The sequence below is a fragment of the Lysinibacillus sp. UBA5994 genome, from assembly GCF_002429725.1.
In the GTDB taxonomy this organism is placed as follows: domain Bacteria; phylum Bacillota; class Bacilli; order Bacillales_A; family Planococcaceae; genus Lysinibacillus; species Lysinibacillus capsici.
Map to the genome: position 1 here is coordinate 86,431 of NZ_DJAU01000025.1, position 23,661 is coordinate 110,091.

Below are 23,661 nucleotides of genomic sequence, written 5' to 3' on the forward strand. Positions count from 1 at the left end.
GGACCTAATGATTCTTTTGCTATGACATTGCTTAATTGACATGAAAAAAAGGATCTTCAAATCGAAGATCCTTTTGCTACTTTGTCAGATTTTCTGTATTTAGCTTTTACATTTTTTAATAATCCATCTTTATCAAGCAAAGTTGGTAAACTGATACCGATAACGATTATGACAATACCTGCTATTTGCAAAGTTGTAACCGTTTCGCTTAAGAGGATAACTGATACCATCACCGCGATTGGCAATTCAACAGCACTCAATATGGATGACATACCTAATCCCACTTTAGGCACTGCAATTGTGAATAAGAAAACTGGTATAATCATGCCAAATAACCCCAATGCTAAACCATAAATCCACAGTCCTTCGTTAAACAAAGTGCCATTCCAAATAATTTCTGGAGACTGAAAAGCCGCAGTCGTCATGAAAGCGAAGAAAGAAACCAATACTAAGCGATTAGAGGTTGTCATACTTGCGGTTGTCTTTCCGTTTACATATAAAAATAAGGAGTAACAAAGAGCAGCTGCTAAACCCCATAACCACCCTTGAAAAGGTATTTGAGACAAATCAACATCAATTATGCCTGCAGCTGGTATGGTTCCAGCTACTAATATAATTAAAGAGATGAATTCAATTCTACTTGGAAATTGCCGTTTTGTGATACAAGAAATCAGCATACCAATCCATGTAAATTGGAACAGTAATACTACTGCCAAGGAAGCAGGCAAAAAGTTTAAAGAATGACCATATAAAATATTTGTTAACCCTGTTAACATGCCTGCAAACAGAAGGATTTTAACGCCTTTAAAGCTAAAATTTGATCTATTTGTAACTAAGGAAATACATACTGCTATACAAAAGCCGATAAAAAACTGACTTGTAACTGCCTCAGATACAGAAAAGCCACTACGCATTGCCAGTTTTATAATAGTTGAAACGATACCAAAACTACTAGCTGCAATCACTACTAATAGGGGATAAAGGTACATCTTGATTATTCACTTCCCTCTCAAAACTTGTCTATTGATGAAATTTTGTTTATGATTTTGAGATGTCGAAAAAAATCATAATCTCCAATATATATCACAGATTGTTATTTTACAATCTTTTTTTCGTTAATAATGAATCCTCTCGTAGAGGAAAACCTAATTTTTAAAAATGATAAAAAAGCCAAAACCCACATGTATCAAGGGTTTGGCTTTTATCTTTGTATTTCATTAATAAAGAATGTTAAATTGAATGTTTTTTCTCAATTTCCTTCAGCATAAATCTTATACTGTAATAATCCAATCAAAAAAAACACCCCCTTCTATAAAGAACATAGAAGTGAGATGTTTTTAATGTTCACTAATAGTATTAGAATGGCCGCAAACGTTTAGCGTGACTCTTTTGGCGGTTGGCATACATCACATTTTCGTTGGTTTTTATTTTTAAATTTCGTAAATGTTTTTTCAAAGTTAGTACCACATGCACATTTAAATAGTAGCTTTTGAGAAAAACCATGGTATTCAGTCGTTAGCAACTTACTTTCTGAATTGTTCTCAACAAATTTCTGAATTTCACCAATCGTCCAACGTTTATTCATTTCCTTACACCTCCATATTTAATCGTTCCGCGGAGGCTTTTCTTGGCATCCGTTAAAAAAAGAGCTTAAGTATCTTAAGTGCCTCATTATAACATGAGCTGGCTCACAATAAAACAGAAGTTTTACAAGCGTTGGAAGGCTGTACTCTTGCCTGTTACGGTTCGAGCGAGCCTCTAAACATTTGGTTTTCTAAGGAAATTTCATCTTTAATCATTATTTTTAAGATTCAAAGCTTTTGAATCTGCTCTTTAATATCCACCGTGCATAATCCTCCGTGATAACAAATCACCGATTCAATGTCTAGGTCTACATATTTTTTTAAAGATTGTTGAGCAACCTCTATATCTAAAGTGGTTGGAACATGAATCCCTCCCAGTGTACCATTTACACTATACATCGAATCGCCGGCAACAAGCGTTTTACTTTGCTTCAAATATAAACTAATATGGCCAGGCGTATGTCCTGGCGTATGGATAACTCGTATTCCTTCACAATATGGTAGTTCTTGACCGTCTTTCAAGGTCTCATCCACTTTCCCCTTGGGTGGATTCTCTATGTGCCCGTCTTTCAAAAGCGGTAAATCCCCCTGAATATAAGGCTTATCTAGTTCGTGCGCATAAATTTTTATATGACTACCGCAATTTTGCAATATTTCAGGAAGACTGCCTATATGATCGATATCCTGATGTGTCAAAATCACAACTTTTAATTGGTTGAACGACACGCCTACATCTTCCATTGCCTTACGTAAATCTTCCATTTGGCCTGAACATCCAGTATCAATTAAAACAGCCATCTCCTGATCCCATAAAAGCGTTGGATGAATGAAGGCTCCGTTAAATTTAAGCTCCAGAATCTCTACTCCCTTAGAAATTTTCATCATTTCTTCCCCTTTATGATTAAATTTTATTATTCTTTTATATCCTGAAGAACAGTCCTCTTCCGCCAAAACAACTCTCTCAATGTTTCAAAATTGACTAGAACCGTTCCAACAATAATCGTCAGAGTACCTATTCCTGTTAACCACGAAATATATTCATGATAGAAGGTAACACCTAATATAACGGCAATTACTGGTGAGATATACAGCCATGTGGACGGAAAAACAGGATTTGTTCGTGACACAAGCCAATAATAAATGCTGTGACCAATCATTGAACCAAAAATAATCAAATAAAAAAGAGAACCCATTGAAGCTGGACTTAAAAGATAATGAAGCTGAATGTTCTCAGTAAAAAGTGACAAAATGATTAATAAAATCCCTCCATGCATCATTTGTGCTGCATTTAAAGCAATTGGAGATGTTGTTCCAAATTTTTGGATGACATGCTTCGTATAAATTGTTCCAGATGCATAGAAAACTTCACCTAAAATAATAGCGAAACAACCAACCATCCAGAAGGGACTAATCTCAATTGCAAAACTAGGTAAGATTAAGAACGTAACACCAATGACTCCGACAACACAACCAATAAATGATTTTCGGTCTCCTTTTTGCTTCAATATAAATGTCTGAATAACAATAATCATCATTGGACCTGTAGCAGATAAGACAGCTGCGATTCCAGATGTCACATACTGTTCTGCCCAATATAATGTGGCAAACGTTCCAAAGGTTAAGGCCACTCCTGTAAAAAACATTTCTTTTCGAAATAATAACCGGATTGTCGTTTTTTCGCGCCAAACCATAAAACTAAATAGTAGTAAACCGGCAATGAAAAAACGAAGACCAGCTGATAAAAACGGAGGAACTCCTGCATCAACACCAACTTTAATTGCTAAAAATGTTGTCCCAAAAATCAAACACATAAAGAAATAATTAATCATTACCATATCAAACTCCTCCTCTTTTTCTATCATAAAAGAAGTAGGATAGAACAGATTAAAAAGGATAGAACAGATCAATTTGGTTCGTGGTACAATCGGTTTGAATAGGAGGAATCGATGTGGGCAAAGCAAATCAAAATGAAGATTATCTTTTTAAGAAAGTCTATGATGATGTACTGGACCGAATAGAGCGTAAAGAATGGAAAGAACATGAAAAGCTTCCCTCCGTCCGGCAATTAGCATCTGAAATGAATGTCCATCGGCTAACGGTATTAAAAGCTTATCAACTATTAAAACAGCATGACAAAGTTTATGTAAAAGATAAATCAGGCTATTTTGTCCAATCAATTGTAACAAAATATATTGAATGTTTAGATCAGGACAATCCCATTGTTTCAGCATACGTAAAAAAAAATCATTTATCCGAAATCCATCAGCCATCTGTTTCCTATCATTTTTCTCAGGCATTGATTGATCCCAATCTTTTGCCTAATCACTATTTTTCAAATTACGTGAAGGAAGTGTTTGACCTATATCCGAAAGTACTGGCAACCTACTCAACGGTGCAAGGTGATTTAGAGCTACGTGAGACACTGACCCAATATTTTATCAACCACTATAAAACACATTTGAGTGCAGATGAACTGTTAATAACGTCTGGCTCACAGCAAGCCATTCACTTAATTGCTCAAGCTTTTATTAAGCCAAGAGACGTCGTTTTATTTGAACGTCCAAGCTATAGTGCTGCAATTGATATTTTTAAAGCACAAGGAGCACAGATAGTTACGGTTGATATCCACCCTGAGGGCTACGATTTAGAACAGGTCGAATACTATATTAAAAAATACAAGCCACGCCTTTTTTATCTCAACCCTACCTTCCATAATCCAACTGGTTATACGATTTCTGTCGAGCAACGCAAAAGATTAGTGGAATTAGCTGAGTACTATCGGTTTCTAATAATAGAAGACGATGCCTATCACGACATTTATTTTGACCAAGCCCCACCACCTCCAATTTACACATTTGATAGTGTTGGGACAGTCATTTATATCCGAAGCTTTTGCAAATACATCTCTCCTGGTTTGAGAATTGCAACTGTTATTTGTCCATCATCATTAATCAAATCACTATTAACAGAAAAATCGCTAGCTGATAATGGCTCACCACTTCTCAATCAAAAAATTTTTCTCCATTACTTCTCCTCACTAAGATTGCAACAACATTTGGAGAAAATCCGGATTGCCCTACAGATTCGAAAGGAAATTATGGAGGAAGAGCTAGCTGTAACAGGCTGGCGATGGAACAGTCCAAAAGGCGGTCTAAATTTATGGGTACAGCTCCCAGACGATCTTCCAACTGAATTATTATTATCTAGAAGCATCGAACAATCGATCTCCTTTGTGCCAGGTCAAGTTTGTGATCCATTAAAACAACTATCCTCTTGGATACGTTTAAGCTATTCCTATGCAAACGAAAAACAGCTAAGAGAAGGAGTAAAAAAGTTGGTTACAGTGGCGCAATCACTTTCTAAGTGATCGGACTAGCGATTTAATTAAATCTATAAACGGTGGTATTCACAGCTTTATCAACCATTTCAATTATTTTTTCATCGGTGGCACGAATCGTAATAAGCGGTAGACATAGCAACAACAGGCAGACATATACACCTAACATATTCAGCTGTCTATTTGAATAATATGAAAAAAAGTTATACACCTAGCTCTTATCTGTTCAAAATAATTACAGCAAATCACAGCAAAAAATTGTTCTCGGTGTAGAACACAATTTTACCAAGGAATGATAAGAGTGCTTTCAGATTTGAGAAAGCCATATTAACTCTATATTCCAGTAAAAATAACAGCCAAATTAACTTTATTATTGAAGAGCGAGATTTAGAAAAATTTCTATTCTCATAACCTCCCTGTTGAATGATAGAATGTTTTTATACAGTGATAGAAGGAGGAGAAAGATATTGTCTAATCAAAATGAGTCTTCATTAGATAAGGAAAAGCAGCCTGATCCGAAAGTTAAAGTAGAAAGAAAAGAGGGGGAACCAACTGCTGCTTTCAAGGGGGCTTCCTGGGGCGCATTGTTAGTAGGTGTTACGGCATATTTTATAGGCTTGTTTAATGCAACGATGCAACTAAACGAAAAAGGATATTACCTAGCTGTTTTAGTATTTGGACTCTATTCAGCAATATCCTTACAAAAAGCAGTAAGAGATAAAGAAGAGGGAATACCAGTTACTAGTATTTATTATGGTATTAGCTGGGTTGCACTTATTGTATCTATTTCATTAATGGGCATTGGGTTGTATAATGCTGGGAGTATTGTTTTAAGCGAAAAAGGGTTCTATGGTATGTCATTTGTTCTAAGTTTATTTGCATCCATCACGGTTCAAAAGAATATTAGAGACACACAGAGAGCTAGAGAAAGAGATTAAGTTACTAAAAGAGTCGAGAAGTTCATTCTCGATTCCTTTTGTCATTTTTTCTTAAGCTCCATACGCCTCCAGACTATAAAAAAAGAAAAGAGCATGGCTGTCATCAGCCATACTCCTCTCAATTTTATTTTTCTCCGCTTATTTCGACTAAAATTTTAGATTGTGTTTTGTCATTTGTTAACGTTTTGAATCCTTTTTCAACAATCTCATCTAGGTCAATTTGACTTGTGATGATCCCTTGTGGATTTAGTTGACCAGCGCTCATTGCATCAATTGTTCTTTGGAAAATTGACGGTGTATAAACAATGGATGATAATACATTAACACCTGTGTTTGTAAGTTGCATTGGATTCCATTCGATTGGTCTTGCAAAAATCGAAACAATCATCATGTTACCACGAGGTTTTGTTACATCAATTGCTTGTTTAAAGGTAGGAGCAACTCCTGCCACCTCAAAGGATACATCAACCCCATCTGCAACAATCGCACGAACTGCTTGTACAGGATTTTCTTTACCTGAATTAATAGCATGGGTTGCACCTAATTCTTTTGCCTTTTCTAATCGATCATCGGATAAATCTAATACGATAACTTTACTAGCACCTGATGCTTTTGCAGCGATTACTGTTAATAATCCAATTGGTCCAGCTCCAAATACAGCAACAGAATCACCTAATGTAACCCCAGCATCTTTAACAGCTTGTACAGCAACAGCCATTGGTTCTACCAGTGCACCATCTTGTAATGTTAAGTTATCTGCTAAACGATGTATATTCGTTACAGGGACATTAACATATTCCGCAAATCCACCGTTTCCATGTAAACCAATAAAGTTAAATCCATCATAACGATCGACTTCTTCATGTTTATTTCTATATGTTAATGTAGGATTGATGACAACTCGGTCCCCAGCCTTAAAGTCAGTAACCTTAGAGCCAACTTCTTCGATGATACCAGCAAATTCATGTCCCATTGTAAGTGGGGCAACTTCACCTGTTAATTCAGCTTTTTCATTAACTGGTACGAAAACCGGACCTTCTTCGTATTCATGCAAATCACTTCCACAAATACCAGCCCACGCTACTTTTACTTTCACTTCTTCTTCTCTTAAAGCGCGTAATTCAACCTCTTCAACTCTAATATCTTTCACACCATGCCAAACTGCAGCTTTCATTTATGTTACCCCCATAAAATTATTTAAATTGGTACCATAAAATAACATCCTTAATAGCTACTCGTGCATGATCAAAATCCGACACTTCTATACACTTGATAAAAGTATTGATGGACATATGATAGGATTCAACTAGATTCATCTTCCATTTGGTTTGTGCAGCTACATTTGTAACAAATATTGTTTCTTTAAAGAATCGTAGCATAGCAATATTTCCTGTAACATCAAAAAACAATTGTAACAAGTGGGCAAACGAAACAACATATTCATAAATATTTTCAGCAGACTTTCTTTGTTTCATAGCTTCAAATCGAAATAATAGTTCATTTTGCAAATCGGCAGTCCATTTAGATTCACACTTGGTTAGTGCAATATCCAATAGATGATAAAGCGCTTCCAAATAATCCTTTAATTCCTGATCCGTTATAATCTTCACTCTTACACCTTTATGTTGTACTTTTTCAACTACACCATCTTTTTGTAAAAGATATAGAGCCTCACGGACAGGTGCATGACTTACTTGTAACTCCTTTGCAATTTCTGCCTCTATTAAGCGCTGACCTTGTTCATAGTAACCAGAAAATATGCGGAATAATAATCGTTCAGCTATTTGCTCAGAAATTGTTTTTTTTGAAATTGAATTTTCATCAAACCCCATTAAACCACTCCAATAAATTTATATCTTTTTATTTTAACATAGTTCAGTGTATAGGGTGATTAGCTAAAAGCGTTATATATTATGGATTATAGATTATCGATAATCTATAAAAGTATTTTAATCTATAAACTCATTTCTTTCAAATATCTTGTTTTGGGTAGGTAACTAAATAATATGAAGTACCTTTTAAGAGAAAATTTATAAATGCAAAAAAGATGGTGTTAAGTTGATCAGACCGGTATATGGAGATAATTTGCGATATGAGTTACTCAATAATAACCTATAAAAAATGCACACAAACTGCTAGTTATTGTCTAACAATTTGTATGCCTTTCATCTTAAAGTGATTTGTTATGAGTTGACGATGTATATCCCTGTTTCTTCCATTAACAACTGTTGCGCTATATGAACCACTAATCTTCTCTGTTGCAATTTATATGGGCTTACCAGCACTTTGCGTACCGAATGCAACCTTTTAATTATACTATTTCAAAAAGACTTAGGAATAACTCCTAAGCCGTAATCATGTTTCTTCTCATATGAAAAAGAGTCTGTACCCCTAGTCTCTATTCTCTATATAACTTACAATTTGATTGGCAACAGTTGATGTTAACAACGTAGATATATTACTTAAAACAATAATTGTTGCGTCACTTTGTATCAACCTTAAATAGGAGGAAGTAAAACCATTAATCCCGCCATGATGAAAAATGAGCGTATTATTCTTTTTTGTCTTAGTAATGTTCCATCCATATCCATGGCCAAAACGACCTGATGAAAGCATCTGAGTTGTTATATTTTTCGATAGTAAACAATTATTTTTTATTGCATCATCAAGTAATTGTAAATCTTCTACTGTAGAAAATAACCCACCAGCAGAATAGGTGTTAGACATATTGATGAAACTAGCATGATAAATATTATTTTTTTCTAACTCATAACCGCTTGCTTTATACTTTTGAATAGCCACGTTATAATCAAGTCCAGTATTTAACATAGATAGAGGCTGAAGAATCTTTTGTTTAAGAAACTCTTCATAACTTAAACCACTTGTCATTTCTATAATCTTACCTAATACAATGTATCCTGAATTAGAATAATTAAACTCTTTCCCTGGTATAGATTTGAATGAACAAGAAATAATCCAATTTATTAAATCATCTGGTGATTGTAGTTGATAAGATTTTAATAAAAAATCAGGTTGATCAGTAATATTACCAATGCCAGATGTATGCGTTAATAGATGTTCGATCATAATTTGGTTACCTTTTGGAAAATTAGGAATAAAATTATCCACAGTATTATGTAACTGTAACTTTTGCTCTTCAACTAGCATTAAAATTGCAATGGTAGTAAAGATTTTAGTTACAGATCCAATACGGAACTTTGTAATAGCTGTATTTGGTATATCCCATTCATAATTAGCTTTTCCAAATGATTCTTTATATATTGTTTCTCCTTGATCAACCACTAAGATATTTCCACTAAACCCCTCTTCTTTTGAGTTTAAAAATGAATGAATATATGATTTTAGCAAATATCAAGCACTCCTTATTTTGTACTATAAGTTACTTGAAATGTTATCCAATGGCATTTACCAACTTCCTCCTTTCGAACTTTACGAGATCTTAAAGCTCATTTCTAAGATTTCTGCGAATTTCCTTTTGCTTTAACTTTATTAATTCTATGATACTTTTACAGATTCTTTTAAGTGACTCATTTGATTTGTAAGTGAGTACGAAAATACTGCCACCTTCTATCATGCTAAAGACTAAATACGCCATTTCTGTAGCTTCCTCAGGGGGCCAATTTGATTGGATAAACTTTTCTCTTAATATCATGATAAGTTCTTCATAGGCATTCTTGCATGCTAAACGAAGTTGCTCACTCATATGCCAAGTTTCCAAAGAAATAAGTGCTAGTGGAATTCCATCATGTGCAATTTTTGGATTGAAACTTAAACATTGACCAAAAAAACACTCTAAAGCTTTAATTACATCATCATGCTGTGAAAATAAATTTCTCAACTCTTGAGCAGCAAAATCTTTTGTTCGATTAATTGCCTCTGTCGCTAATTGCTCCTTGCCTTCAGGAAAATAATAATAAAGCGAACCTTTTGGACAACCCGACTCTTTAATAATTTGATTTAATCCTGTAGCATGGTACCCTTGTTTTTGAAACAGTGTTGACGCGGTTGATAAAATTTTCATTTTACTTTCTTGATTTCTAGACATTTTCCCCTCCGAAATTATAACGACTGGTCTATATAATAAATTGTTAAGACGATAAAGTCAATAGAACTGATTATTGCTTCACCTTTACTCGTTTAATAGTTAATTCAACTTTCATTTTTAATGGCAAGCTCTAATTCCTCACCTTTTATGATTACTTGATCTACATCAGATAATTTATTTTAATTACCCATTAATTCAGACTGCTTTTCACAGGATCAAAATTTTTTAAAATCAGCACCATCTTTTTTTCTCTTCATATTCTATAGAATCAGAATATTGAGGGGGAAACGTATGGGGATTGAATTCACAGCTCTCCATTGGATTTACGTGGTTTTTATTGTGCTCATCATCGGATTTATGGTTAAACGTCGCGATACCACCCTCATTTGTGTAGTAGGCATCTTTATGCTAGCGATTGTTGCAACTGGTGATTTTACCTCGTCCATAAGTGGTGTGTTTAACAGCTTTATTTATGCCATAACTGAGCTGCTATCAACGATTCTTATTATTTCGATTATCGTGGCGATGAGTCGGGTCATGATGTCTTCAGGTATTAATGAGGTTATGGTGGCCCCTTTCACAAAGATCATTAAAACACCCGCACTCGCTTATTGGACGATTGGACTTTTAATGATGTTTATTTCTTGGTTTTTCTGGCCATCACCTGCAGTAGCGCTATTAGGAGCCGTGCTCTTGCCTGTTGCGATTCGGGCGGGCCTCCCAGCACTGGGGGTTGCCATGGCGATGAACTTATTTGGGCATGGTATTGCATTATCGAGTGATTTTGTCATTCAAGGGGCTCCAAAATTAACGGCTGATGCTGCTGGTATCCCTGTTGGAGATGTTGTTTCAGCCAGTATTCCGCTTGTTATCACAATGGGCGTTGTAACGACAATTGTTGCTTATATTTTTTTAAGACGTGATATGAAACGAGGAACGCTACTTTTAAATACTGGCAACAATGAGGAGGAGGATGGTGAACAAGAAACTGCGGAAAACTTACTGTCAATTGGGCAAAAACGATTCTTCGCCGTACTTATTCCTATTGCCTTTATCTTAGACGTTATCGCTATGTCAGTATTCAATTTAACGGGCGGCGATGCAACGGCTTTAATCGGTGGAACCTCTGTTTTTATTTTATTGTTGCTTAGTATGGTTGCTCATAAATCAGCGGGATTAGAAAAGACAACAAGTTATTTGATTCAAGGATTTCAATTCGGCTTTAAAGTCTTCGGACCCGTAATTCCAATTGCTGCTTTCTTCTATCTTGGAGATGCTGGCTTTACACAAATTCTTGGAGATCACCTCCCCGCTACTTCACACGGTATTGTCAATGATCTGGGTGTCGGTCTTGCAGCAATAGTTCCGTTAACAAAGGAAATTGCTGTTGTCACACTAGCAGTTGTTGGCGCTATTACGGGGTTAGATGGTTCGGGCTTCTCTGGAATTTCTTTAGCAGGTTCGGTTGGAAGTCTATTCGGGAATGCTATTGGTGATGGAACAGCAACTTTAACAGCTTTAGGGCAAATCACAGCGATTTGGGTTGGTGGTGGTACACTAATTCCTTGGGCATTAATCCCAGCAGCTGCTATTTGTAATGTCAGCCCATTTGAGCTGGCAAGACGAAATTTAATTCCTGTAGTCATTGGACTGATTGTGACAACGATAGTTGCTGTCTTTTTAATATAATTTAATAAAAATAGTAAGAGATGGTCACTAGGTTATTAGTAGCCATCTCTTTCACTCTCCGTATAATACTTTTGTAAAATGTCATAAAACATTTCTTTTAGTTGAGATTTTTTCATGCCTAAAATATAAGCCTCTATCAATAATTGCTCCACTTTCATAGCTATTTGGTGACATGAAATAGTCGTTGCTTTATTAGGATCTACGATAACAAATGCTCTAGACTGAGGCTTAATAGTGATGATCCCCTTTTTTTGAAGCTCTTTGTAGCTTTTATGAACTGTATGCAGATTGAGGTTTGTTTGTGCCGCTAGCTGGCGAATTGAAGGCAAATGGTCCCCCTTTTTTAAGCTTCCAGTCGCTATGGATAAAAGCAACTGCTGTGTGAGTTGTTGATAATATGGAATTTTGCTTCTTCGATTTACTTTTACATTCATTTGTCGAGGATTTCCTCCATATTAAAATTTCTTTTTGGCAATAAAATGATGCATGATAGCCATCATGAATAGTACAAGTAACAGTGTGACAATAATATTAAAGCTATACCATTTTTCTATGTCACCTGTCATTATTATCGTTGTAGCATACAAACTATTACTAGCTGGATTTATGACATCTAAGAATGGATGTAAACCAGCACAAAAACGACAAATAAATAAGACACCAATACTAATTAAAGCAATAAATGGTGTACTATTAAAAAATGTACTCATCATGGCAACAAATGTAATGATGAACAACAGCCAAATACAATAAAATGCTAAAGCTATCAATGCGCGCATTATCGGTACAGAGGTAAATAAATAAGATGTATAGCCAAGGGACATTGCATAGCCAAGCGAAATACATAGGACGGCTAAAATATAATGAGTAAGGAGTTTACTGTTTAAGTAGGATGTGATTGATACTGGCCTTGTTAAAATGAAGGCCATCATTCCATTCGCTTTTTCTCCTTGAATAATACCCATCGTTGCAATAGCAAGGATGATTATACCTAATTGATCAAATTGCGAATTAAGGGTTGAAGCAAGCACTTCTTCTCCCCCTGGCTTTGCCATTGTTGGATCAATTATAATCCCTTCTATACCACCCATTGATTGTAAAATAGCAGGCAAGAAATACATCATAATCGGCTGAGTTAAACCTAGGAGGATATAGACGATTGGTAGCCAAACGACTTTATATTCCTTTGTCATTTGATTCATTTCTTTTTTACTTAGTGCTATAAACGTATTCACTTCAAATTACACCACCAATTCTAAAAATATTTCTTCTAAGCTTTCTTGAAGGCCAAGATCAAACTTTGTAAATAGTACATTTGAATCCAATCCGTACTGTAGCAATCGATGGGCGTCCTCTTCCAAATGATTGACATATACTTTAAAACCATCCCCACAATTTTCGATTCTCTTTACATAAGGTAAATGTTCAATCGTTGTTAGCCACTTAACATCTTTCTTTTGAACCGCTAAAAAGATAGCTGAATCTTGATAGCGATTAAGTAACTCTAATTTTGTTGCATCTTCTATTTTGTAACCATTTTTAATGACCACAAAGCGCTCACAAACTTCCTCCGCATCGCCTAAAATATGTGTAGAAAGTAGTATGGTCGTTTCTTTTTTTATGTCTTTTAATAGATTCAGCACTTCACGTCTACCAATTGGATCTAGGGCTGAAACTGGTTCATCCATAATGATGAAAGCTGGCTTGTGTAATAAAGCTTGTGCGATTCCAAGACGCTGTTTCATACCTCCTGAAAATGTTCCAACATGAGCATGTGCCTCTTTTCCTAAGCCCACCTTTTCCAGAAGAATTGGGATGTCTTTTTGTAATTGATTTTTCGAAATACCCGAAAGTGTCCCCATAAAGGCTAAGGTTTCAGAGGCTGTCATCCACGAGAAGAAATTAGGGTACTGTGGTAAATAACCAATATGATTTTTCATCTTTGAAATTTTTTGCCCATCAAGTACAATGTCCCCTTCATCTGCATAAAGAATATCAGCAATGATCTGAATTAATGTAGATTTCCCTGCCCCGTTTGGTCCAATAAGTCCTACACATTCATTCGAATCTATAACCATTGAAAAACTACTTACTGCCGTTTTCTGTTTAAATTTTTTCGTAATATTATTAATTTCTAAGCGCATGTTTATTGACATCCTTTCTTCCCATCACGAAATATAGAACAGAACCAATTGTATTAAAGAACAAAATAATAATGGCCCACATTAGTATGTTTTCTCTGCTATCTCTATGTTTATATAAATCTATTAGTGCAACAGTGATAAGTAAAAAACCTACGAGTACAAATGGTAAAAGAATTGGTAGTATGTTTGCCCAATCAATTTGATTTAAGTCTTCAAAACCATAGTGTAATTTCATTTTTATAACCCCTTTCATTATCATTATCGATAATGATAACAAAAGAATGAAAAAATTTCATTACCTTTTTACTGTACATCTTTAAAAAAACGCTATAGTATATTTTTTGATAATGTTCTCAAATTGATAACATTTGAATGCTTCCCTTGATACTATCTCATTTTCTGGTAGGAGGATCGGTTTATGCGTAATAAAGCAGAGGTATTAATGCACCCTGTGAGAATGAAAATTTTACAAGCTCTGATGCACAATAAAGAAGAGGGTTTAAGCACATTGGAGATGATTTCTGTCATTAAAGATGTACCACAAGCCACTCTATATCGTCATATCCAAATTTTAGTCGATGAAAATATCATAAAAATTGTGAAAGAGCGAAAAGTTCGTTCTGTTACAGAGAAGTTTTATGCATTAAATGAAGGAGCAGCAAAACTTAGTAAGGAGGATTGGACTCAACTCACAACCAAGCAAAAATTAAATTATATTTCCTACTATCAATTGGCTTTACTATCTCAATATCAAAATTATTTGCATTCACTTGATGAAAAAGAAAGCACAACAGATTTAGCAACTTTTTCTTTAATCGACTTAACGTTAACGGACGATCAATTCAAAAACTTTGAAAATGAATTAAACGATTTATTAACTAAATACTATAATATGACCGATTCAAATAAAGGTTTGGAGACTAAAACAATTGCTTTAAATATTATTCCAAAGCCTTAGGTACTATTGACGTAAAGAAATGGAGAAGATTTATGAAAAAAGGAAAGTCACTAGAAAATATACGAAAATTAATTATGATCATTATTGGGGCAGTTATAGCTGCATACGGACTAGAGGCCGTGTTAATTCCGAATGCTGTCATTGATGGCGGTGTAACAGGTCTTAGTATTATGGGTGCGCACCTCTTTGGTATCCCGTTAGGCGTACTGCTGTTTGTATTAAATATTCCGTTCATTTATATCGGCTACAAGCAAGTTGGAAAAACCTTTGCCTTAATGAGTAGCGCTGGTATTGCAGCATTATCGATTTCTACAGTGCTTTTACATGACGTCAAAACCATTTTAGGCCCAAATGATCCCCTCCTAATTGTCTTATCTGGTGGTATGCTCCTTGGTGTGGGTATTGGAATTGTCCTACGAAATGGTGGCGCTTTAGATGGCTCAGAGGTTTTAGCTGTACTATTATCTCGTAAAATTCCATTTTCAGTCGGCGATATTATATTATTTATCAATGCCTTTATTTTCTTAGGGGCAAGCTTTATCTTTGGCTTAGAGAGTGCTCTCTACTCAGCGTTAACTTACTATATTGCCAAAAATGTTATCGATATTATCCAAGTTGGTTTAGAAAAATCAAAAGAAGTTCGTGTTGTTAGTGGAAAATCCGAGGAGATTGGAGACGCTATCCAAGCCCGCTTAGGACGTGGTGTTACCTATACACATGGACGTGGTGGTTTCTCCAATGAACCAACAGAAATCTTAAACTGTGTCATTAACCGTATGGAAGAAAATAAATTAGTTTCGATTATTAAAGACATCGACGAAGGCGCTTTTGTAGTCATTTCTGATGTGTCAGAAGTTCGTGGTGGTAACTTTAAGAAACGAGATATCCATTAATTTCAAAGTAAGTAAGGCGCACTATGCCTTACTTACTTTTTTTAGTTGCTTCTATCATATTTTACGCCTCCTATTAAACATAATCCTCCCAGCATTACTACTAAGGAAGCCCCAACTAAGGCATACTGATAGCTATTTGTGTAACTTGCAAGTGTGCCTGCAATGGATGGACCAATCATTTGTCCGAGCGCATAGCCAGCCGTTAAATAACCTATCATTTGATGACTATTAACTGGTGCAAGTTTCCTCGCTAATGTTGTACAAACAGTTGTAATTCCCATAAAGGTTGCCCCAAAAATGAAGGCACTAGCATACAGGGTCATCGAATTTGTAGCTAGCGCAGGTAAAACAATACCTAAAGCTTGCAGTAGCATAGAGATGAGTAAAATTTTCACATAGCCATAACGCTGTGCTAGCTTAGACCAAACGATACATGAGGGAATTGCTGCAACACCCACAACAAACCATACAAAGGCTGCATCTCCATGAAAGCTTGTCGACTCCTGTGCAATTGATACAATAAATGTGCCTGTGACAATGTAGCCAAGCCCCTCTAAGCTATAAGCGATGATTAACCATTTCATCCAAGACTGAGGAGGCGTTTTCTGTGAAATTACCTGGCTTTCCACTAGTTGTTTACTTGGTGTAATAGGCTTAATGAATAGTACAATCAAGACAAACAATACAATACTAAATAAAGCTAATACGATCCAAGTTCCATTCCAATGGAAAACAGCTTGGATTGGTGAAACAATTACCGCACTTAATGCAATCCCTATTCCCACCCCACTATAGAACAGCCCCGATAGATGCATATGACTACTGCTGGCTAACTGGTCTAGTATAAGGCTTGTTATAACAACAAAAATAAAAGCACTCACAACACCCGAGATAAATCGTAATAAATACCAAATGATGATTACATTTGTAAAGCCCATGAAGGCTGTTGTTAAAATGCTGATAACAAGGGTAATTTGCAAAAAGAGAATACGTTTATTCCCTATTGGTAAACGACCTGCCACCCAGGCTCCAACCAAATAACCTAAGTAATTACTCGTTGCTAAGTAACCTGCTGTTGCCCGGCTAAATTCAAAAGCTTCTTGCATATAAGGTAAAATAACCGTATACGAAAAACGGCCGATGCCCATAGCAATAACTAAAGCAAAAATGCCCCCGATTAAATAGCGTACGGTTTGCTTGTGCATATCATCACTCCTTCTATTTCACTATATCGAATATCTAGGTATCAAAAATAGATCTAATTCTTTATAATAAGTATCAATAAAATTGATAGCTGGAGGGCATATGAATATTAATGATTTAACGATTTTTCGAACAGTCGTCCAAACAGGTAGCTTTTCTAAAGCTGCCACAGCACTTAATTACACACAATCCAACATCTCTATGAAAATACAAAGTCTTGAGGCACTCTACGAAACAACCTTTTTTTATCGTGGACATCGAGGGATACGGTTAACATCAAAAGGAGAACAATTCTACGAGTTAGTCCTAAAAATGCTTCATCTCTATGAAAAAACCTTTGAGATCATACATGAAACGGAGGAACAACGAGGCGTTTTACGAATTGGTTCGATGGAAACAACTGCTGCATTACATTTACCAACTCTGTTAAGCACATTTCATCAAGCACATGAACAAGTGGATATCACCATATTAACAAGCCCTTCTCAGTACAATATTGAACGGGTAGAAAACTATGAACTAGATGGCGCATTTGTTACCGGACCTGTTTATAAAGAAAATATAATGATGAAAGAGTTTGTCTGTGAAGAGCTTGTTATTCTCACTTCTAGCAAGCATAAACCTATTAAGCATCTACAGGATTTAGAGGGAAGCACTGTGATTACATTCCGCCACGGCTGTTCCTATCGAGCCATCTTGGAACATTGGTTACATGAAGAAGGGGTTCGACCACAAAATCGAATGGAGCTTGGTACGCTTGACGGTATTATTGGCTGTGTTGCTGCTGGGTTAGGTATTACCTTACTACCACTTGCCATTGCGGAAAAATATATGGCAACACAAGCATTAACATTGCACAAGATAAAGAACAAGCAAGCACATATTCCTACATGGTTTATTTATCGTAAGGACGAAGTACAATCCCCCATCCTAACTTATTTTTTAGAAGCCATAGAAGCTTATGACTATCCGACAGTTTGAGGGTTCTATCCGTCAGTTTTGAAATTCTATCCTTCCCCTAATAAAAAAGCTGTTCAGCAGATTATCTCCACTGAACAGCTTATTATTAGGCAATAACGGTTTCCGCTATGTTAGAAGCATGATCACCAATTCTTTCTAAATTACTCACAATATCCGCAAATACAATACCTGCTGAACCTGAGCAAACTCCTTCATTTAATCGCTTAATATGCAATTTACGTAAACGTCTCTCCATATTATCAATTTCATTTTCTTTTTCTATCACTTGCTGTGCTAAGGAAAGATCACGCTTATCAAGGGATTCAATAGACATTTTCACAGTTTCTAATGTAAAAACAAACATATCTTCTAACTCCTGCATCGCTTGTTGACTTAAACGAACGCGATTACTATCCTTGTATTGCAGAAGCTCAATTATATTTTCTACATGATCACCAATTCGTTCGATATCCCGAATATTTTCAAATAAAGCATGATGCACTTGGGAATCATGGGTTGATAGAGATTGTTTTGATAGCTCCACTAAATATTCCGTTGATTTGCGGTCTAAATTATTAATGGCTTCCTCCAATTGACCGACCTTGCCGATTAACTTAGCATCATCCGTTTTCAAAATCGTTAACGTTTCTTCTAGACCTTGAATACTATACTCGCCCATGCGCACTACTTCCATTTTTGCTTGACCTAATGCCACTGATGGTGATTTGATAATCAAATTTTTATCCAAAAATTTTGGTTTGTATTCAATAACTGAATCTTCGCCTGGAATTAGTTTCGTTACGACATAAGCCCAAACACCTATGAATGGTAACTGAATGATTGTATTGATGACATTAAACGTTCCATGTGCAAAGGCTATTTGCATTTTCGGCTCTAAATTGAGCACCCCTGCAATCCATTCCACATAGTTCGTAAATAATCCCAATATGAGCATAAAGATAATTGTACCCACTACATTAAATAGTAAATGTGTGGCAGCTGCTCGCTTTGCTGCAATAGAAGCACCTAAAGCGGCTAGAATTGCTGTAATCGTTGTACCAATATTATCACCAAACAAGACAGGTAATGCCCCGCGTAAAGTTATTAAATCTTCAGCATAAAGCCCTTGTAAAATCCCTACTGTAGCTGAGGAAGATTGAACAATCAGGGTGAATATCGTTCCTACTAATACCCCTAAAATCGGCACATCAGACATTTGTACAGTCAAATCTAAAAATGGTTGCCAATCTCTAAGTGGCTTCATTCCACCACTCATAAGCTCTAAACCAATAAATAAACCTGCAAACCCGAATAATACTTGTCCAATATTTTGAATGAAACTTTTCTTAAAGAAAAATAAGCATATCGCGCCCACTGCCATAATTGGATATGCGTAAGCACCTACATCTATTCCTATAATAAATGCTGTGATGGTTGTCCCAATATTAGCTCCCATAATAACGCCTATTGCTTGACGCAATTTCATAAGTCCTGCGCTAACTAGTCCAACAGTTATAACGGTCGTACCTGAACTTGATTGTATGAGAACTGTAACAACAATACCAACTAGTACACCCATCAATGGGTTTGTTGTAAATTTATCTAAAATATCTCTTAGTCGATCACCTGCAGCCCTCTGCAAGCCATCTCCCATAAATTTAATAGCGAAAAGAAATAAGCCTAACCCTCCAAGAAATTGGAAAATCATCTCCTGTACATTGATAGCCAATCCATTCAACCCTTTCCTTGTTGTCAGACTTTATTATTAATAGTTTTAAGCTAGCTGTACATATCATTTACAATGGATTAAATTAATGTTTACACGCCCTTTACAATTAGTCCAAAAAACGGACATATTCAAATCAAATTCAACAAAAAACAAACAAAAAAAACATGAAAAAATCTTCAATTAGATTTTCACATGTTTTCTTTTGACGACTGAATGCATTTCCATTAGGCTGTACTTAGACACTGAAGGGAGTTTTCTATGGATATTTTTATAGCTAGTAACCGCCAATTACCGATCCGCTACTATGTGCAGGAAGCAATTTGGATTCGACGTGGTGGCAGTATTAAGCTGCCAGATTTAACACTGCCATTTTTCGTTGAGGTAGAGATTAAAAATCAATATAATTTACATATCATTGCAGATTATATTATGGACTTTCAACGACAATACAAGCATACTGAAATCCAATTATTAATCAGAAACACAGCTACCCTAGCAACCCTGCAAGACATGCTGTCACATCATACACAAACACAACATGCCATTACTATTCTTCCATTGTAGTCAGTTATGTAGCTGCTAACGGCAATGTGATAATAAAGTACAGTGTCTCATTTTTGTATTTTGCGTGAATCGTTCCTCCGTGAAGCTCCACTATGCTTTTGGCAATCGCTAGTCCAAGCCCTGAGCCCTCGGTTACATTTGTTCTCGATTGATCTTTTTTATAAAATCTCTCAAATAAACTAGCAAGCTCCACCGATGTAAAGGCATCACTTTGATTCGCTACACAAATACGCACATGGTGTGCTTGTCCTTCAAGGGAAACCATAATTTTCCCTTCAGCAGTACTATAATTGATCGCATTGATGAGGAGATTATCAAAAACTCGTACAATCTTTTCCGAATCCAGCGCAGCAACAATTCGATTTTCTGGAAAATGTTTTATAAAAATACGTTGTTTCTCCTCTGCTAACGGTACTAATTCCTCCATTAGTTGTTCGAGCAGCTCATTTACACAAACTTGTTGTCGCATTAAAGTATTTTTATCATTCGTGAGCTTAGTATATTCAAATAAATCGTCTATTAAATTTTTTAATTGTTCGGATTTAGAAAAGGCTATTTTCAAATATTCGTCATATTGCTCTTTTGTCTCATACTTCTCTTCTCTTAATAAACGCAAATAACCCATGATTGAGGTAAGAGGTGTTCTAAGGTCATGTGAAACATTTGTAATAAGCTCGTTTTTTTGTTGCTCAATTTTCCTCTCCATCTCGATACTTGTCATAATTTCTTCTGCCATTTGATTAACATTATCCGTTAGTGAAGCAATTTCATCTTGGCCTTTTTTCTCAATACGAAAGGCTAAATTTCCTTTTGCGATTTCCATAACCCCCTCTGCTAATGCCTCAATTTGATTCATTTTGCGTTTTGTTATCGAGAAAAATGATACGATAAACAACATAACACCAATGAAAAAAGGTATGGGACCTTCATTCGTACTTGTGATGGCTTCTCCTTGTGGAAGCCCACTAACAAAGAAGTAATAATTTTTATCTTGTAAAGTTAGTGGCACTAATGTAGTAAACTCTTCACGAGAAGTTTCGATCATATGATAGGCATTTTCAAAAGGTTGATTCATTGTAAAGCCCATGACATGCCTTATTTCTTCATGCAAATCGATTTGTTGCTCTTTTACCTGCTTTGTTTTATATAAGATCTTACCTGCCTCATCTGTGACGACAATTTTTAATGCATTGTCCTCATTTTCTATTTTTCCATTTTCTTGATCGATCAATTCTCTTAATGCTTCAACACTATTTTCTTGGGTTGCCAATGCTGCTGTATCCTGTGCATGATAATACATCATCTTCATACTACCACTATAATCCACAATCACTGTCTCATTGTTATTCTCAAAAAATGGCACTACTGCACGTGCCACTAAAAAACTGCCAAGTGCACATAATAAAAACGTTGTAAATAGTTGAATACGAATGCTACGTTGAATATTATTTTTTATTTTCGCACCAATTTGCTTCAGAAACCTTGGGAACTTTAAAAGCCTAAAGAACTTTTTCAACTTTATACCCTACTCCCCATACGGTTTTAATATATTGTGGATTCCTTGGATTTGCCTCAATTCGCTCTCTAATTTTTCGAATATGTACCATTACAGTATTTTCCGATTGAAATGCTTCCTCTTTCCAAACTTTTTCATAGATTTGCTCTGCACTCATGACAATGCCAGGGTTACTAACAAGCAATTCCAAAATAGCAAACTCCCTAGGTGTCAGCTTTACTCTTTCATTGTTAACAAAAACTTCATGTGTCGCTGTATTGATACGTAAATCGCCAACTTCCAGCTCCTCTCTATTGCTGCTATGTAAGCCACTCATTTTCAGATAGCGACGGAGCTGTGATTTAATGCGGGCAATTAGCTCTAACGGATTAAAGGGCTTAGTCACATAATCATCAGCACCTATCGTTAAACCACTAATCTTATCCATATCTTGAGATTTGGCAGTTAGCATAATAATAGGCATTTCTGCTATTTCTCTTACCTTCATACACATTTCAATGCCATCTACTTTAGGCATCATTAAATCCAATACAATTAAATGTACTTTATGCTTCTTTACTAACTGTAAGCCCTCTTCTCCATCACATGCCTCTAACACATGAAATCCCTCATTTTTCAAATAAATGCCTATCAGATTTCTTATCTCTTTTTCATCATCTACAATTAAAATTGTTTCATTACTCATCTAATCCCACCATTAATCAAATATTTTCCATTCATAATGCTCCTCCATTTTAGCTATTTTTTTATTTTCCGTATATAAAAATAATAAATACAGCTAACAGTCACGATGAATAACCCAAAGTACATACCATATTTCGTAGCAATCAAAGAAATATATTCAATTTGACTGCCAAATAATAAACCTAGTGTAAAATAAATCAATGTCCAGACAAAGCCTGTTGTATAGGAAAATAAGGCATATGTTTTAAAACGCATATTATTCATTCCCACCAAGTAAGGGAGGATATGTCGAACAATTGGAATAAAGTAACTCAGGACTAATGCAAAGTGTCCATATTGATCTAACAATTCTTGTGATTTGGTTAAGTACTTTGCCTTTTTCTTTTTCACAAGTTTATCAAGTACACGATGACCAAATAGTTTTCCAAGTATAAATCCTAGAGAAAGCCCTGAAATAACGCCTAAATAAGTAAGTAAGAAAGATTTCCATATGACCAATTTTCCTAGCGACGATAGAAAACCACCACTCATGACAATCATTTCATCTGGTAGCGGCATGCCTATGATCCCTAGCCATAAACTAAAAAACAAAGCAAAATAGCCATATTGTTCAATAAATAATAAAAGATCCTTTAGCTCCATTAGCTGACCCTCGTATTTCCTAGCCTACAGCTCAATACATAGGCTGGTGGCATATTAATCCATACTTTCTCATGTGAAATATTCTGAAAATAGGTTTGAAAAAATGATTTTTTTACAAGTGAATATTGGAAAGTAATGAATTTTCCATTGTACAAACAATCCCTCACATTTCTTAAAATACAACACGATACTTCCGCCTTTAACGAAGTAAATGGTAGTCCAGAAATAACATAATCTATTTTTTCGATATTCAAATCTGTCAAATATTGCTTCAAATTTTCTGCTGAACCATGGATCACTACAACATTGGCTACATGAGCAAATTGCCTACGCAGTTTCTCACAAAAAATCGCATTATGTTCAATGAGAACAAGCAATGTAGCTGGCTTTTTTCTTTTCACAAGCTCCTTTGTAAAGGCCCCCATCCCAGGGCCAAGCTCTATAATGCATTGAGCCGTCTCAAAGCAAATAGGTTGCACCATTTTATGCGCTAATTTCTTAGAACTAGGTGATATAGCGCCTATTGTTTTTGGATGCTTTATAAATTCAGTAAGGAAGGTGATGAGCTGCATTTAGTTGTCTCCTCGCTTTGCTTTCTTTATTGATGGTTTTAACTATAAAGAGACTTTCTTAAAGATTTGCAAGGAGAATTCTTAACTTTTTCTTAATAATTGACATTATTTAGTTAGTAGATCAACACGATCTCATACGGTGAAACAAAAAAGTCACTCATGTGTAATGCACCCCAAAAGTTA

25 protein-coding genes are annotated in these 23,661 nt (G+C 35.6%); 7 read left to right on the plus strand and 18 right to left on the minus strand.

The features are described from left to right. Positions 1-56: 56 nt before the first annotated feature. The 4 genes from B3D98_RS07975 to B3D98_RS07990 form a co-directional block, all read right to left on the minus strand. A complete protein-coding gene (locus tag B3D98_RS07975) occupies positions 57-989 on the minus strand; it encodes an EamA family transporter (protein WP_054550654.1) in 933 nt (310 codons plus the stop codon). Positions 990-1,375: 386 nt separating this feature from the next. Next, positions 1,376-1,585, minus strand: a complete 210-nt coding sequence (locus B3D98_RS07980) for a hypothetical protein (RefSeq protein WP_048391161.1) — start codon at positions 1,583-1,585, stop codon at positions 1,376-1,378. A gap of 226 nt (positions 1,586-1,811) precedes the next feature. Then, the gene (locus B3D98_RS07985; RefSeq protein ID WP_288582217.1) at positions 1,812-2,465 is read right to left on the minus strand and encodes an MBL fold metallo-hydrolase; all 654 of its coding nucleotides are present in this window, start codon (positions 2,463-2,465) and stop codon (positions 1,812-1,814) included. A 29-nt stretch (positions 2,466-2,494) separates the two neighbouring features. After that, complete coding sequence (locus B3D98_RS07990) at positions 2,495-3,418, minus strand: DMT family transporter (RefSeq protein WP_288582219.1); 924 nt, start codon at positions 3,416-3,418, stop codon at positions 2,495-2,497. A 113-nt stretch (positions 3,419-3,531) separates the two neighbouring features. On the opposite strand from B3D98_RS07990, the gene B3D98_RS07995 reads away from it, so the two are divergent. Together B3D98_RS07995 and yiaA are read left to right on the plus strand one after the other, a co-directional pair. After that, on the plus strand, positions 3,532-4,950 hold the full coding sequence (locus B3D98_RS07995) for a PLP-dependent aminotransferase family protein (protein ID WP_066036646.1): 1,419 nt from the start codon (positions 3,532-3,534) through the stop codon (positions 4,948-4,950). Between the two features lie 437 nt (positions 4,951-5,387). Continuing rightward, positions 5,388-5,858 carry an inner membrane protein YiaA gene (gene yiaA, locus B3D98_RS08000; protein WP_288582223.1) on the plus strand — a complete coding sequence of 157 codons (471 nt, stop codon included), beginning with the start codon at positions 5,388-5,390 and terminating at the stop codon, positions 5,856-5,858. Positions 5,859-5,982: 124 nt separating this feature from the next. On the opposite strand, the gene B3D98_RS08005 is transcribed toward yiaA, so the two are convergent. From B3D98_RS08005 to B3D98_RS08020, 4 genes are all read right to left on the minus strand, one after another. After that, positions 5,983-7,032 carry a 2,3-butanediol dehydrogenase gene (locus tag B3D98_RS08005; protein ID WP_048391169.1) on the minus strand — a complete coding sequence of 350 codons (1,050 nt, stop codon included), beginning with the start codon at positions 7,030-7,032 and terminating at the stop codon, positions 5,983-5,985. Between the two features lie 19 nt (positions 7,033-7,051). Further along, positions 7,052-7,690 carry a GntR family transcriptional regulator gene (locus B3D98_RS08010; RefSeq protein ID WP_048391171.1) on the minus strand — a complete coding sequence of 213 codons (639 nt, stop codon included), beginning with the start codon at positions 7,688-7,690 and terminating at the stop codon, positions 7,052-7,054. A gap of 559 nt (positions 7,691-8,249) precedes the next feature. Then, positions 8,250-9,227: a serine hydrolase domain-containing protein gene (locus B3D98_RS08015; protein ID WP_288582225.1), complete on the minus strand. Its 978-nt coding sequence runs from the start codon at positions 9,225-9,227 to the stop codon at positions 8,250-8,252. A 91-nt stretch (positions 9,228-9,318) separates the two neighbouring features. Next, positions 9,319-9,924: a TetR/AcrR family transcriptional regulator gene (locus tag B3D98_RS08020; RefSeq protein ID WP_048391175.1), complete on the minus strand. Its 606-nt coding sequence runs from the start codon at positions 9,922-9,924 to the stop codon at positions 9,319-9,321. Positions 9,925-10,215: 291 nt separating this feature from the next. Here B3D98_RS08020 and B3D98_RS08025 point away from each other — a divergent pair, with 291 nt between their 5' ends. After that, complete coding sequence (locus B3D98_RS08025; protein ID WP_066036644.1) at positions 10,216-11,613, plus strand: hypothetical protein; 1,398 nt, start codon at positions 10,216-10,218, stop codon at positions 11,611-11,613. Positions 11,614-11,648: 35 nt separating this feature from the next. Here the strand turns inward: B3D98_RS08025 and B3D98_RS08030 are convergent, their stop codons facing one another. From B3D98_RS08030 to B3D98_RS08045, 4 genes are read right to left on the minus strand one after another with little or no spacing between them, the layout of a single operon-like run. Further along, positions 11,649-12,047 carry a GntR family transcriptional regulator gene (locus tag B3D98_RS08030; RefSeq protein WP_103117679.1) on the minus strand — a complete coding sequence of 133 codons (399 nt, stop codon included), beginning with the start codon at positions 12,045-12,047 and terminating at the stop codon, positions 11,649-11,651. A 21-nt stretch (positions 12,048-12,068) separates the two neighbouring features. Then, a complete protein-coding gene (locus B3D98_RS08035) occupies positions 12,069-12,848 on the minus strand; it encodes an ABC transporter permease (RefSeq protein ID WP_048391181.1) in 780 nt (259 codons plus the stop codon). A 6-nt stretch (positions 12,849-12,854) separates the two neighbouring features. Next, on the minus strand, positions 12,855-13,757 hold the full coding sequence (locus tag B3D98_RS08040) for an ABC transporter ATP-binding protein (protein WP_257961710.1): 903 nt from the start codon (positions 13,755-13,757) through the stop codon (positions 12,855-12,857). Further along, entirely contained in the window at positions 13,741-13,992 is a 252-nt protein-coding gene (locus B3D98_RS08045; protein WP_288582233.1) for a PLD nuclease N-terminal domain-containing protein, read from the minus strand. Before B3D98_RS08045 ends, B3D98_RS08040 begins: the two co-directional genes overlap by 17 nt. Positions 13,993-14,175: 183 nt before the next feature. Here B3D98_RS08045 and B3D98_RS08050 point away from each other — a divergent pair, with 183 nt between their 5' ends. Further along, on the plus strand, positions 14,176-14,715 hold the full coding sequence (locus B3D98_RS08050) for a transcriptional regulator (RefSeq protein ID WP_048391183.1): 540 nt from the start codon (positions 14,176-14,178) through the stop codon (positions 14,713-14,715). Positions 14,716-14,747: 32 nt separating this feature from the next. Further along, the gene (locus tag B3D98_RS08055) at positions 14,748-15,608 is read left to right on the plus strand and encodes a YitT family protein (RefSeq protein ID WP_048391185.1); all 861 of its coding nucleotides are present in this window, start codon (positions 14,748-14,750) and stop codon (positions 15,606-15,608) included. A 41-nt stretch (positions 15,609-15,649) separates the two neighbouring features. On the opposite strand, the gene B3D98_RS08060 is transcribed toward B3D98_RS08055, so the two are convergent. Then, on the minus strand, positions 15,650-16,813 hold the full coding sequence (locus tag B3D98_RS08060; RefSeq protein ID WP_054550644.1) for a YbfB/YjiJ family MFS transporter: 1,164 nt from the start codon (positions 16,811-16,813) through the stop codon (positions 15,650-15,652). 100 nt (positions 16,814-16,913) lie between these two features. On the opposite strand from B3D98_RS08060, the gene B3D98_RS08065 reads away from it, so the two are divergent. Continuing rightward, positions 16,914-17,792: a LysR family transcriptional regulator gene (locus B3D98_RS08065; RefSeq protein ID WP_054550643.1), complete on the plus strand. Its 879-nt coding sequence runs from the start codon at positions 16,914-16,916 to the stop codon at positions 17,790-17,792. Positions 17,793-17,877: 85 nt separating this feature from the next. Here the strand turns inward: B3D98_RS08065 and B3D98_RS08070 are convergent, their stop codons facing one another. Continuing rightward, the gene (locus B3D98_RS08070) at positions 17,878-19,479 is read right to left on the minus strand and encodes a Na/Pi cotransporter family protein (protein WP_288582253.1); all 1,602 of its coding nucleotides are present in this window, start codon (positions 19,477-19,479) and stop codon (positions 17,878-17,880) included. Positions 19,480-19,758: 279 nt separating this feature from the next. Between B3D98_RS08070 and B3D98_RS08075 the strand changes: the two genes are divergently transcribed. Beyond that, positions 19,759-20,064: a hypothetical protein gene (locus B3D98_RS08075; RefSeq protein ID WP_048391191.1), complete on the plus strand. Its 306-nt coding sequence runs from the start codon at positions 19,759-19,761 to the stop codon at positions 20,062-20,064. A 4-nt stretch (positions 20,065-20,068) separates the two neighbouring features. Here the strand turns inward: B3D98_RS08075 and B3D98_RS08080 are convergent, their stop codons facing one another. From B3D98_RS08080 to B3D98_RS08095, 4 genes are read right to left on the minus strand one after another with little or no spacing between them, the layout of a single operon-like run. Beyond that, complete coding sequence (locus tag B3D98_RS08080; RefSeq protein WP_281216773.1) at positions 20,069-21,580, minus strand: sensor histidine kinase; 1,512 nt, start codon at positions 21,578-21,580, stop codon at positions 20,069-20,071. Continuing rightward, positions 21,564-22,265, minus strand: a complete 702-nt coding sequence (locus B3D98_RS08085; RefSeq protein WP_269898843.1) for a response regulator transcription factor — start codon at positions 22,263-22,265, stop codon at positions 21,564-21,566. The genes B3D98_RS08080 and B3D98_RS08085 overlap by 17 nt, the downstream gene beginning before the upstream one ends. A 53-nt stretch (positions 22,266-22,318) precedes the next feature. After that, on the minus strand, positions 22,319-22,906 hold the full coding sequence (locus B3D98_RS08090) for a DedA family protein (RefSeq protein ID WP_288582239.1): 588 nt from the start codon (positions 22,904-22,906) through the stop codon (positions 22,319-22,321). After that, on the minus strand, positions 22,906-23,478 hold the full coding sequence (locus tag B3D98_RS08095) for a class I SAM-dependent methyltransferase (protein ID WP_054550638.1): 573 nt from the start codon (positions 23,476-23,478) through the stop codon (positions 22,906-22,908). Before B3D98_RS08095 ends, B3D98_RS08090 begins: the two co-directional genes overlap by 1 nt. Positions 23,479-23,661 lie beyond the last annotated feature (183 nt).